Origin of the sequence: Clostridium sp. SGI.024 (assembly GCF_050315195.1) — a bacterium.
Lineage (GTDB): Bacteria > Bacillota > Clostridia > Clostridiales > Clostridiaceae > Clostridium.
The window spans coordinates 72,329-84,929 of sequence record NZ_JBNPON010000002.1; the positions used below are offsets into that span (position 1 = coordinate 72,329).

At 26.0% G+C, this 12,601-nt stretch carries 12 protein-coding genes; 2 read left to right on the forward strand and 10 right to left on the reverse strand.

Annotation, left to right across the window (positions count from 1 at the left end; genetic code table 11):
- Nucleotides 1-5: 5 nt before the first annotated feature.
- The 4 genes from ACQRD5_RS01175 to ACQRD5_RS01190 all read right to left on the reverse strand — a co-directional run bounded on the left by ACQRD5_RS01175 (nt 6) and on the right by ACQRD5_RS01190 (nt 4,638).
- The gene (locus tag ACQRD5_RS01175; RefSeq protein ID WP_294168405.1) at nt 6-1,961 is read right to left on the reverse strand and encodes a V-type ATP synthase subunit I; all 1,956 of its coding nucleotides are present in this window, start codon (nt 1,959-1,961) and stop codon (nt 6-8) included.
- Nucleotides 1,948-2,274 (reverse strand): ATPase, encoded by a 327-nt coding sequence (locus ACQRD5_RS01180; RefSeq protein WP_291626718.1) that lies wholly within the window; start codon nt 2,272-2,274, stop codon nt 1,948-1,950. The genes ACQRD5_RS01175 and ACQRD5_RS01180 overlap by 14 nt, the downstream gene beginning before the upstream one ends.
- A 183-nt stretch (nt 2,275-2,457) precedes the next feature.
- Nucleotides 2,458-4,116 (reverse strand): B12-binding domain-containing radical SAM protein, encoded by a 1,659-nt coding sequence (locus ACQRD5_RS01185; protein ID WP_427746422.1) that lies wholly within the window; start codon nt 4,114-4,116, stop codon nt 2,458-2,460.
- A gap of 27 nt (nt 4,117-4,143) precedes the next feature.
- The gene (locus ACQRD5_RS01190; RefSeq protein ID WP_294168317.1) at nt 4,144-4,638 is read right to left on the reverse strand and encodes a hypothetical protein; all 495 of its coding nucleotides are present in this window, start codon (nt 4,636-4,638) and stop codon (nt 4,144-4,146) included.
- Nucleotides 4,639-4,794: 156 nt separating this feature from the next.
- On the opposite strand from ACQRD5_RS01190, the gene spoVB reads away from it, so the two are divergent.
- Nucleotides 4,795-6,294 (forward strand): stage V sporulation protein B, encoded by a 1,500-nt coding sequence (spoVB, locus tag ACQRD5_RS01195; RefSeq protein WP_294168315.1) that lies wholly within the window; start codon nt 4,795-4,797, stop codon nt 6,292-6,294.
- A 473-nt stretch (nt 6,295-6,767) separates the two neighbouring features.
- Here the strand turns inward: spoVB and ACQRD5_RS01200 are convergent, their stop codons facing one another.
- The 3 genes from ACQRD5_RS01200 to ACQRD5_RS01210 are packed head-to-tail and all read right to left on the reverse strand — an operon-like array spanning nt 6,768 to nt 7,569.
- On the reverse strand, nt 6,768-6,902 hold the full coding sequence (locus ACQRD5_RS01200) for a hypothetical protein (protein WP_294168314.1): 135 nt from the start codon (nt 6,900-6,902) through the stop codon (nt 6,768-6,770).
- A 43-nt stretch (nt 6,903-6,945) separates the two neighbouring features.
- Nucleotides 6,946-7,242, reverse strand: coding sequence for a hypothetical protein (locus ACQRD5_RS01205; RefSeq protein ID WP_427746423.1), 297 nt, complete (start codon nt 7,240-7,242; stop codon nt 6,946-6,948).
- 24 nt (nt 7,243-7,266) lie between these two features.
- A complete protein-coding gene (locus ACQRD5_RS01210; protein WP_294168313.1) occupies nt 7,267-7,569 on the reverse strand; it encodes a hypothetical protein in 303 nt (100 codons plus the stop codon).
- A 93-nt stretch (nt 7,570-7,662) separates the two neighbouring features.
- Between ACQRD5_RS01210 and ACQRD5_RS01215 the strand changes: the two genes are divergently transcribed.
- Nucleotides 7,663-8,661: an ArsR/SmtB family transcription factor gene (locus ACQRD5_RS01215; RefSeq protein ID WP_427746424.1), complete on the forward strand. Its 999-nt coding sequence runs from the start codon at nt 7,663-7,665 to the stop codon at nt 8,659-8,661.
- Here the strand turns inward: ACQRD5_RS01215 and istB are convergent.
- From istB to ACQRD5_RS01230, 3 genes are all read right to left on the reverse strand, one after another.
- Complete coding sequence (gene istB / locus ACQRD5_RS01220; RefSeq protein WP_291632146.1) at nt 8,632-9,390, reverse strand: IS21-like element helper ATPase IstB; 759 nt, start codon at nt 9,388-9,390, stop codon at nt 8,632-8,634. The genes ACQRD5_RS01215 and istB overlap by 30 nt on opposite strands.
- Nucleotides 9,353-10,666: an IS21 family transposase gene (gene istA / locus ACQRD5_RS01225; RefSeq protein ID WP_291632147.1), complete on the reverse strand. Its 1,314-nt coding sequence runs from the start codon at nt 10,664-10,666 to the stop codon at nt 9,353-9,355. Before istA ends, istB begins: the two co-directional genes overlap by 38 nt.
- Before the next feature lie 307 nt (nt 10,667-10,973).
- Entirely contained in the window at nt 10,974-12,590 is a 1,617-nt protein-coding gene (locus tag ACQRD5_RS01230; RefSeq protein ID WP_427746425.1) for a putative polysaccharide biosynthesis protein, read from the reverse strand.
- Between the last annotated feature and the right edge of the window lie 11 nt (nt 12,591-12,601).

Sequence of the window (12,601 nt, forward strand, 5' to 3'; positions counted from 1 at the left end):
TCCTCCTAATTTCTTTTGATACTTATATACTTTTCTGAACTTTTAAACGCTTTAAATGGTCTTCCACCACCATCATAAAACTTACCGAAATATTCAACATATTGAAGTCTTGCCGTATGAACATATGCTCCAAGTAAAGATAATCCTAAATTAAATATATGGAATAATACGAATAATACTGGTCCTAATAATACTGCAGCCACTCCTGGTAAAGTGTGTATTAATAAATTTAATGCTCCTGCAATAGATCCACCTGCAAGTCCTAATGCCATAAGTCTTGTATATGACACTAAATCCCCTACATAGCCAGTAATACCATATAAAGCATATAATCCTTGACCAGCCTTAGCTCCAAAAGATTTTTCTTCTCTTCCACCACCAATAACTATTAATATGGCACCTATAATTGATGTAATAATAAATAGTATATTTAAGAAACTTGGTAAACTTAAGAATTTTACTGCTGCAATTCCTCCTAGTGATAATAATGTAATTATCCAAGAACCTGCATCAAGTAAGGCATCTTTACTTTTACCTATTCTTATTAAACTATAAGCTTTAATAAATAGTCCAAAGAATATTTGAATAACTCCTAAGACTAGAGATAATACAACTATTGTCATTACATCCTTATTAGTATCTATTAATTTGAATGGCATTGTAATTGCATCTCCAAAGAAAGATCCATAAACTAATCCAAAGAATATTGTTGGGAAACTTAAATAGAAGAAAAATTTCATAAAATCTCTCATACTATTGTTTAGTTTCAAAAATTTTAAAGCTATAATTGAAGCTATTAATACTAATAATCCATAACCTACATCAGCAACCATCATACCAAAGAATATTAAGTAAAATGGTGTAAGAAGTGGAGTTGGATCAATTTCATTATATTTTGGATAACTGTACATTCCAGTTATACTTTCAAAAGCTGAAACTAACTCTCCATTTTTTAATTTTATAGGAACATCATCTATTTCCTCTTCTTTAACATCTTCAAACTCTATATAATAGTCATCATTTAGAACTTTTGAACATATAGTTTTTAAGTCTTCACTATCTTCTTCAGCTATCCAACCTTGTATAGCACAAACATTTTTAGTCTTTAAAAAGTTACTAGAAACCTTTTTTCTTTCAACCTTACTTGCAAAATAGTCATAAGCTAATTCTAATATTTTCAAATCTTCTTCAAAATCTGATATTTCTTCTTGAATAAAGAATTTTTTAGATTTAATTTCTTCTATATCATGTTTAAAATCTAGAATTAGTTTTAATGGTACATCTGCATGTTCTGTTTTAAAAGCTGTAAATCCAAAACTTCTTAAAACTTCTGAAATATTTTCATCATATTCATTATTAGCTAAGATTAATAAATTAATGTCATTTGTACTTCTTGAAATAATTTCAACATAACAATTTGACAACTCTTGAAACATTGTTTCCTCATAACCTTTAGCTATTGTTCCTAAATAATAAGATGTATTTCTCAATGTTTTAAGTTCATTTAAAGGAACATCTAAGTTTTCCCATGGAGTTAAAACATCTATTTCAGATTGTAATTTTGTTACTTCTGAGTCTAACTTTAATAACTCAGCTTCCTTTTCCTTAGCCTTTTCATAACTATTAATCCAATTAGAAGAATTAACCTTTTCTTCTAATTCATCTAAGGTTAAAGATACTTTTCCTTCTCTTAACGCCTTTAATCCAGATTTTTTAGGAACATATTTATTGAAAAATTCAACTCCAAATTTTGCTTTTGATAAATTTTCTTCATATTTAGAACACTCTACTTCATCATTATCCTTAGATAATTTTTTCAAATCTTCATATTTTTCAAGAAAACCTTCATCTTGTAAATTAATAAATTCAACATTAGATAAGCCTTGAACTTCTTTTAAAAACTTTGGCTTTTTAGATTCAAAGGTAAGCAAAGTAAACTTCTTCATCTTAACTATTGCCATTAATCTTCACTATCCTCTCAACGATTAAATTAATAGCATTATTTTTCTTATCAGTGGAAATATTCTTTATTTTTTGCACTTCAATTTCACCTTTATCTAATATAGGCTTAGCTTCATTATTTCCATCATCTTCTGCTTTTTTAATTATTTCTTTCTTCTTTAAATTAGCAGAATCTATAATTTTTTTGTACTCTTCATCAGCTAATATACTTGCTTCTTTTATTATTTCCTTTGATCTTAAAGTAGCATCTTTAATTATTTTTTCAGCCTGCTCTTCAGACTTTCTAATATTATTTATTGCTTCTAATGCCAAAATCTCACCACCTTTAGTATATTAAATAATAATAATATAGTAATTAATACTTTATGTAGTATTAATTACTTCTTTTATATTATACACTATTCCTTATTTTTTTCAACATTTTTATTCATTTTTTGCATAAATAATGATTTTTATTTGATTATAATTTATTTTTATAAGTTTTATTTAATAAAATTACTTAATATTTATTACATCGCCTCCATATCCAAATAAATAATAATCCTTTTCTTTAATTACTATCGAAGATTCTATAAATTTTTTAATATTTATATTAAAACCTTCCAAATAGTAATTTTTAAATGAATATTCTTCTCTTAATTTTCCTTTTATTTCTTCTTCTTCTTTTTTATCAATACCCCTACCAAGGAAATCAGGTATTCCTCTTTTTTTATTAAAATTTAAATAATCATATCTTAATATTTCTTTTAATATAAAATTATCTTCTTTTAATATTTCCATATTAAAATCTAAAAATACTCTATAGTACTCACTATTTCCTATATTTCTATTAAAGTATCCTTTTTTATCAAAATAATCTCCTAATTCATAATAAAAATCAAAAGGTGTATCAAACTTATTAATAAAATATTTTATTATGTTATTAAATTTTTGAGAATTATAGTATTTATCTACCATTTCTTCTACCTTTTTAAGTTTAATAAGCTCTTCATAACTTATATCCTTTGTTTTTAATATTTCATATGGAGGATATGGTGAATACTTCATACCATATTCTTGCGCTTCTTCTCTCATTGATGATCCTCTCAGAAGCTTTAAAAATCCCAATTGTATCTCTTCTGGAGCTATACTATATACATCATTAAAGGATTTTTTAAAAGAATTATAATCTTCTCCAGGAAGTCCTGCAATTAAATCAAGATGCTGTTTAATATTTCTTATTTTAAGAAGTTCATCTACCTTTTCCTTTATATCACTAAAATTAACAAATCTATTTATTTTATTTAAAACTTCATCATTTGTAGTTTGAACTCCTACTTCAAATTGAAATCTATCCTTAGGTGCTTTTCTTAATAATTCAAGTTCAGCTTCCTTTAAAATATCTGCTGATATTTCAAAATGGAATTGTGTTTTAGTTTCTTGATTTATTAAAAACTCCCATATAGCCATTGTAAATTTATGATTACAATTGAAAGTTCTATCAACAAACTTTACTAGCCTTACTTCCTTATCTATAAAGTATTTTAATTCTTTCTTTACTCTTTCTACATCTAAGAATCTAACACCATGAGTTGTAGATGATAAGCAATATTTACAATTAAATGGACATCCTCTACTTGCTTCATAGTATACTATTTTATTATCTAGATTTTCATCTTCTTCATAAGGAAAAACTATTTCATTCATATTCATTAAAGGTCTTTTACCATTTGAATATACTTCACCATTTTCTTTATAGTAAAGTCCTCTAATTGATTTTATATCTCTTTCTCCAAGCTTATATTCTACGAATTCTCTATAAGTTTTCTCCCCTTCTCCTTCAATAATATATTCCCCATTTAATTCTTTAAGTATGTTTTGACTATCGTAGGAAACTTCTGGCCCTCCATAAACAATTTCTATACTTTCATCTACTAACTTTATTAAATTTGAAAGTCTTCTTATCATTTCTATATTCCATATGTAAGTAGAAAAGGCTACAACATTAGGCCTTTCCTTAATAATTTCTTCTAATATTTTTTCTTCCCTATCATTTATAGAGAACTCTCTAATTTTACATTGATAATTCATATCTTTCGTAAATGCCTTTAAATATCTAACAGCTAAATTGCTATGTACGAACTTAGAGTTTAAAGCTGTAAGTAAAATTTTCATAAGTATATCTCCTTTCAAGTTTAAAAACTATAATTTTTTCCCCCTTATAAAATGAATATCCTCCCATAATTTAGTTTCTTCTATTATATAATATTTTTCAAGAAGTTTTTGATTTTCTTCAATATTTGACCTTATTATAGGATTTAAATTTTTAAATTCAAACTCTTTATATTTTCCTGATGGAAGGACTGCTATTATTTTATTATTTATTCTATCTCTAATCTCTTTATTTATATCCCATATAAATAATTCTCCTCCAGATTTAATATATTTACTTACCTCTTCTATTAATTTGAATCTAGTTAAGTTATTCCATATATTACTTAAACAAAAAAACATAGTACAACTGTCATACTCTTCTTCCTTTAAAATATGATAATTATCTCCATTCACATAATCTACGCATATTTCATTCATTATTTCCTTAGAAATATTGTAAATAACTCCAAAGCTTTCTCCAACATCTAATATATTTCCCTTTAGCTTTACATCTGATAAATTCAATACTATTGTTTTTCCCATCTTACCCAACCTCCATATTACATAAGTTACATTATATTTATATTAGTAGTTATATAAATTTATTATTATTTTTTATTATTATTTTAAATTCTTTCATTATTCATATTTATATCTTCTAAAGAATAGATATAAATGTATTAATTGGAGGTGAAAAGTTTGAAAGAAAATAGTTTTCTGAAAAATTCTGTCCTTCTGACAGCATCAAATATAACTACAGGTATATTGGGATTTATTTTCTCAATTTACTTATCTAATCTTATAGGCCCTGTTGGTATTGGACTTTATAGTTTAGTTATGCCTATTTATAACCTTTTTATTTGTCTTATGACTGCTGGTATAATAGCTGCAATATCTAAGGTTTCTGCTATATATAAATCAAAAGGTCAATACAATAATATAAGTAAAACTGTAAAATCTGTTGCAAGTTTTAATGTTATATGGGCTACTTTTATAGGAGTAACAGTGTTTTTTTTAGCTCCTTACATAAGTAAATATGGAATTAATGATATTAGAACAGTAAATGCAATTAGAATAACTTGCCCTGCTATGATATTTATAGCACTATCTAATATTCTAAAAGGCTACTTTTATGGAGTTTCTAAAATAGTGGTACCTTCTTTTATAGATATTTTAGAAAAGGCTATGCGTATTATAACTATAACATTACTAATTTATGCATTTAAAGCTAATTCAATTACAGCTCTTGTAACTTTAGCATATTTATCTCTTGCTATAGGTGAATTACAAAGTTTAATTTTACTTTTTATTTATTATAAAAATCTGACTAAAAAACTTCCTGTATCAACTAAAAAGCCTGAAAGAGCATCTCAATTATTATTCAATGTATTAATTATAGCACTTCCTTTATGCTTAAATGGATTTTTAGGAAATTTATTTGGAACTGCTGCTACACTTTTAGTTCCAAGAAGATTAGTATCTGCTGGATTCGATACTGTAACAGCCTTAGGTATGATTGGTAAATTCACAGGTATGGCATTAACTATTGTAACCTTTCCAATGATAGTAATTATGTCTATAAATTCCTTAATAGTTCCTGATCTTTCTGAAACTATTAGTAGGAGAGATTATTACAATGCATCTGTAAGGATAAAGAAAGTTATGAAAATAGCCTTTTTATTAGGTTTAGCCACTACTGTAATCTGTAACTTAATTCCGCATTCCTTAGGAGAGATGTTCTACGGAAGAGATGATTTAGGTAATTATATAAAAATAGCCTCCTTAAGTGCACCTATTTTCTTTACGGCAAGTACAATGTTTGGAATATTAAATGGATTAAACAAACAAGGAATTATTCTTAGAAATTCATTAATAGTATCTTCAATAGAAATTGTATGTCTATTTATATTTATAGGCATTCCAGGTGTTAATATAATGGGCTATGGTATAACATTATTTATAACTTCAAGTATAAGTTTATTTATTAACCTTAGAGAAGTTCAAAAACACATATATCTAGATTTATCTATAAGTAATATAATAATTTTTATTTTATTATCTATACTAATATATTTCATCTTAAATGGTCTTACAAGCAATATACTTAATAACTTTAGTACTATTAAAAATATCATAATTATATTATTGACCTTTTTAATATTCTCTGTGCTGAGTTTCTTTGGTGTGGAAGAAGAGTGAAGCTATAGAAAGCTAAGTAAGAAGGAATAGGTAATAAGTAAGAGTTTTGTGATTGTACACTATTACAATGCATAATGCGTAATAGATAATTCATTATGCATTATTATGGTGGAAATTTAGTAAACTGAATTTTTTTAAATGAATTAAATGATTAATTAATAATTATAATAAAGGCTTTAAGCTCAAAAACTAAACTTTTAGAATTTGAACTAAATATAGGTATTAAGTGTTTTAAACTAAGTTTTAAAACAAATGAAAAAATCACTCCATCCCACCAAGATTAATAGTGCTTTTTCATAAGATTTTATTTATTTTTAAATAAATCTAACCAATAGCCCTAAAACTAAAAACCTTCTAAGGACTGCTTAGTGTTTACGCACTAAGCTTTTCTTATTTATCTTTACATAAGTTCGATTTTGCTGAATCTAATTTCAGTAAAAAATATACCAATAAACATTAAGCCAACTTATACCTTATGAATTTTTCTTAATATAAATTTTTAAAGCTTTTATTAAAAGTATTAAAATATATATACCTAATCCTGCAAAAGCTAAAGCTAAAGCTATATTGAAAATTGACCATATAGCCATCTTAGATGCAAATTCCATAGCTCTACTCCTTTCATAGTATAACTCTTTCTAATTACACATACTAATCAGAAAAAACACTTTCTCCCACTAACCTATGTGATAGTGAATAGAAAAATCCTATTATAATTCCAAGCCAAAAATGACTTAAATTAAATGATTCTTTTATTGTAACAGATATACCTAAAAAAATAGCATATATTATCCATTTGAAAAAAGATTTATATTTTAGCTTTGAAAGTCTATTTTTAATAGGAACAAATAGTCTTAGTATGCTATTATTTAGAGCATAAAATAGAATCTGGAAAAAGAAGCAAGACACAACCATAGCTACAGTACATATTAAGAAATTAAAAAACATTATAAAAACCTCCATAAATTAAATTTACTTTTTCATAAGCAGTTCCTCTTCATAATTCATCTTATTATATAATTCTTTTAAATCCTTAATAACATTCTCATCTGTATATTTATATATATAAAGTTCTGTCTCTTCGTTAATATATTTATAAATGTAGATTTGATTTTTAGAAATTCCTATTGAAGATATATAACTTTTTTCTTTGTCCATATTATCTATTAATGAAATTACAAAGTCAGGATTCTTTTGTTTTTTATTACTTGATACAGCATTTATTGGTTTTAAATATTCTTCTATAGTTTTTATATCAATTTCATTAGTAATCATTTTACTTCTTCCTACCTCTTTTTGATTGTAAGAAATAACTTAAAAGCTTTTTTTAATTTTATTGAAAAATTTAAGAAGTTAAACATAATACAAATGGATAAAATAGAATTTTATTTTTCAAGTATTAGTGATGGACTTAACCAAAGTAATTTATCCATATTTGAAATATTTCTTACAAATTTTAATATAAATGAACTACTTCAGCTTAAAGGAAAAATAGAAAAAATAGAAAAATTAGAAGAAGATGATGTTAAAAATATATGTTTAAAAGAATTAATTAAATTTATAATAGAAAACTTTGATGATAAAAATCTAAGCTTATCTATTAGCAAAGATGAATTTCTTAAATATTTAATTAATAGTAAAGACTTTTCTTATGAATCCAAATGGAAATTAACAGTACTATTAGAAGATAGCAAAAACTATTTACTACAGTACTTTAATATATTCTTAGATTCAATAAATAACTTTGAAAGTACTTTTACAGTATTCGAAAAAGAGAAAAATAATTTTATATCTCAACTAAAAAGAGAATTGGATAAAGATAAAAATTTCCTAACAGAACTTAGCAGCTTTAAAATAGATGATTCTAATCCATTAATAATATATCCATCTATGATAGACTTCAGAAAAATTTCATTTAGCGAAAATATAAACCCACTAACCCCAATAAATGAAAGTAGTATATGCTACTTTGGATATAAATTTCAAGAGCTTATGAACTTATCAAAAGGAAAAAAGAACGAAGAAGAGATGCTACTAGAAAAATTAAAATGCTTAAGCGATAAAAGCAAATACGAAATTCTAAAAATGCTAAACAATGAACCTATGTATGGTCAACAAATAGCTCAAAAGCTAAATCTAACCACAGCTACAATTTCATATCATATGAATGCATTATCACTAAACAAGCTAGTTACTATAAATAAAAAAGATAATAAAGCCTATTATAATATAAACAAAGAAGAATTAAATAAAATATGCGCTTTACTAAAAGATACTTTCTATATTAATGTCAAGATTTTTTTGAACAATTGTGCCAAGATTTTTATGTACAATTATTCAGCTATTTTTATCAGCTATTTTGGATAATGCAGTAGCAGTTCTATAAGAGTTTCCTAGAATATTAACAATAGTAGAATGATGGACAAGTCTATCTAAAATAGCACTAGCTAACATATTATCTACAAATACTTGATTCCAGTCGGATAGATTTATATTACTAGTAACTATTGTACTTTTCTTTTCATAACGCCTATCTATAAGCTGAAAAAACATTTTTGCTTCTTGCTCACCAATAGGTAAATATCCAATTTCATCAATTATAAGAAGTTTATATTTACTAAAATGTTTTATCCTATCGTCAAGCTTATTCTCCAAGTAAGCTTTTTTTAATTGCTCTATTAAATCTTGGCATTTTATAAAATAAGTACTTACTCTTTTCTTTGCAGCAGCAATTCCAATTGAGGTCGCAAGGTGGGTTTTACCCACGCCGCTATTCCCTATTAAAATAATACTGCTATTATTTTCTAAAAATCTCAAACTTTCAAAGTCTAAAAATTGTTGTTTATTTATTTTAGGTTGAAACTCAAAATCAAAATCTTTTAACTCTTTCAGGTGCGGAAAGCCAGCTACTTTAACCATGGCATGAGCTGCATTAAAATTTTTAACTTCAACTTCTTTACTAGTTAATTCACTTAAGGCATCTACAATACTTATTTTATGATCATTTATTTTATTAATATAATCATCTATTTGAAGACTTATTTGTGTTAATTTAAGCTCACGTAGATTCTCCTGTAATTGTTGATAACTGTTCATTAAATTTTTTCATCTCCTCTAAATGTTTAACTGCATAATCTTTAACGTTTTCTTGACTTGAATTTTTAAATGTTACTCCCACCATTGCTAAATGATGATTCTCTTGATAATTTATTTTTTTATTAGAAATTGTATGTAAAGTTATTAATTTTTGACCATAATAAACATATAAGTTATTATCAATAACTTTAACAACAATATTTTTACCAATAAAATCAATAGGGACTGAATATAAATTTCCCTTATAGCGAAATAGTGAATTGGAATTAACTTTCGCATTTATTGTTGTGTTTTTGTAGTAAGAACATATTTTATCATTCGGTAGTGGTAAAAGATGTTCTTTCTCTTTCTTAAACACTAAAATTGGCGGTATTCCTGTAGCTTGACATATCCTTAAATTAGCTTCATCTGTTATCTGTTGCATTTTTTCATATAACTGTTGTTCATTATCAAGCAGACCATTATAATTCATTATTTCATCTATAATTCTCATAGGATTTTCAACCTTAGCCTTAGTATTCGGCCTTGCTCTAACGCAAGGGACGATGTTAAACCCAAAGTCATCAGCAAACTGTTGAAATTTAGGATTAACTTTGCCGACGGAACTTTCAGTTCTAGCTTTATCCATCATGGTAGATGCATTATCTATAAATATTTCTTCTGGAACACCTCCAAATGATTCTAATGCCTTAACTAAAAAATCAAATAAATAAGCCTGAGATTTAGCAGGAGAAACTGCCCAGTATTTAAATCTAGAAGCTGATAATATTAAGCTACCAACATTAAAAGTTAATTCTTTACCGTCCCTGAAAGAAAACTTTAAATCTTCCTTCCAATCAAACTGCGCTTGTTTTCCAAAAGGAGTTTCTGATTTTACAGCATCTCTTTTTTTCTTTGGCTTAAAGTATTCTGCAAAATTTTCATGTTTTAGAATATAATAATTAAAATCGCTTCTTGAGCATTTTAATCCCTTTTCTCTAACCAAATATCTATAAAGATGAGATTTATAATAAAATATTTGCTTAGTTTCTGCTGAAAGCAGTGTCGAAATGATATCATAGAAATCATCTATTTTTGATTTCTTAGGTTTTCTATCTTTCTTAATATTTCCATCATAATACTTTTTAACTGTTCTTCTATCTACTCCTAATTCTCTTGCTATTGCACTAAAATTGGGTTTATCCAAATTATTAACCTCAATTAAAATTTTAAGCTTATGTAAATCTTGAACTGACTTTAAAATTATTTCAGTACTAATGTTTGTTGTGTAAATCATATTCATCACCATTAATACTGTGTTAAATTTTACCTAGTATTATACATAAAAATATTGGTCACTCTGTACATTCTTATCTTAGCATTTATATTTCTAAAGTAAATAAAGGATATAAATATTATAATTACTACTACCTACTTTACTACTAGTAGCATTACCATAATATTTATATCCTTAATTATACACTTCAATCAATACATAATTTATAATTTATAATGCATAATGCACTATAAATTATATTTTGAATCTATTTACTCTTACTTCTTAACTATTCACTATTTAACTCTTACTTCTTACTTCTTCATTCCTAAAGTAGTTCTTTTCTTAATCTTCTTGGTAAGAATTTAAATAATTTTGGTGAAAATAAATCTAAGTCATTCTTTCTAATTCCTCCAAAGTAAATCATTGTATAAAGGTAAACAACTCCCCCTATTCCAATAAGTATTACAGTCACTATAGCATAAATAATTTTTCCTCCACCTAAAGCTTCAGCTGCCTTAATTATTGGGAATTTTGCAACAAATATAACTAAAGTCATTAGCAAAGCGCAAATCGTTGGCACTATTGCTTGCTTTACAATAGGAATATTTACTTTAAAGAACTGTTTAATCTTTTTATGATTTATTACTGTAGGTATTATAAATGATACAAAGGTTGCAATTACTGCTCCCATTATATTAACACTTGGAATAGATACTAATAAAACATTTATTATTATTTTTGCAACTAGTCCAAGACTTGCAGATACAATAATTAAGTATAATTTATTAATACCTTGTAAAATAACATTTTGTATAGTTGTTATGGACATAAATATTAATAATGATGAACCATACATAAGTAAAAAATAGCCTGATTCTGAAGGAAATAAAAAGCTATATATTTCTTTACTTAATATAGCTAACCCAAAGGTTGCTGGCATAACTATTATGTACATCATTCTAAAAGCATAGCTTGTTTGCTGTTTTAAATCTTTCTTATTTTTATAAACAAAGGCCTGTATAATCTTTGGAAATATTGATGTTCCAAGAGCTGTTACTATTGCAAGTGGTACATAAACAAGAGTTTTATAATAAGATAGTACTGCTGATAAACTATTTATCTTATCTACATCAAAACCAGCAGCTTTTAAGCTTCTAGCTAAAGTTATACTATCTATAACCCCAGCAAAATTTTGAACTGCTGCAACTAAAGTTATAGGAATAGCATACATAAATATTTTTTTAACTATTCTCTTATCTGAAACCTTCTTTTTACTTGCATCATGATTTCTTTCAGCTTCTTCTTCAAAATCTCTCTTATTATATATATAAATAATATATATAATCCCACCAATTGCTCCAAGAGAAGTTCCAACAGTTCCTCCAGCACTTCCCCAGTCTAAACTACTTGTAACTTTTAACAATAAAAATGCAAATACTAAGCTAAGAACTACATTTATTAATTGCTCAATAATTTGAGATATAGCTAAAGACTCCATTTCTTCAACACCTTGCATATAGCCTCTATAAGCAGCCAAAACAGCTGCAAATATTAATGCAGGTCCTAAAAATACAAATGTCCATGCCGATTGCTCTCTATAAATTAATTTAGATATAGGAAATGCTAAAGCCATAAATATTCCAGCAATAACCATACTGATAATTCCAAAATATCTTATTGATAGTTTCATTGCTCTTAAAGCATCCTTATTATTTCCTAGTGCTCTTAGTTCAGTAACTACCTTAGTTACAGCAGGTTGCGCACCTAAGCTTGTTACTGCAATTAAAAATACAAATATATCATAGCCTACTACATATATTCCATAACCAGTTTCGCCTAAAACCCATGTTAATAAAGGAACATATATTGCTGATAATAATTTACCAGCAATACCAGCTATTGATAATATTAAAAACCCACGTCCTACTGATTTTTGTTCCATATTAAACCTCT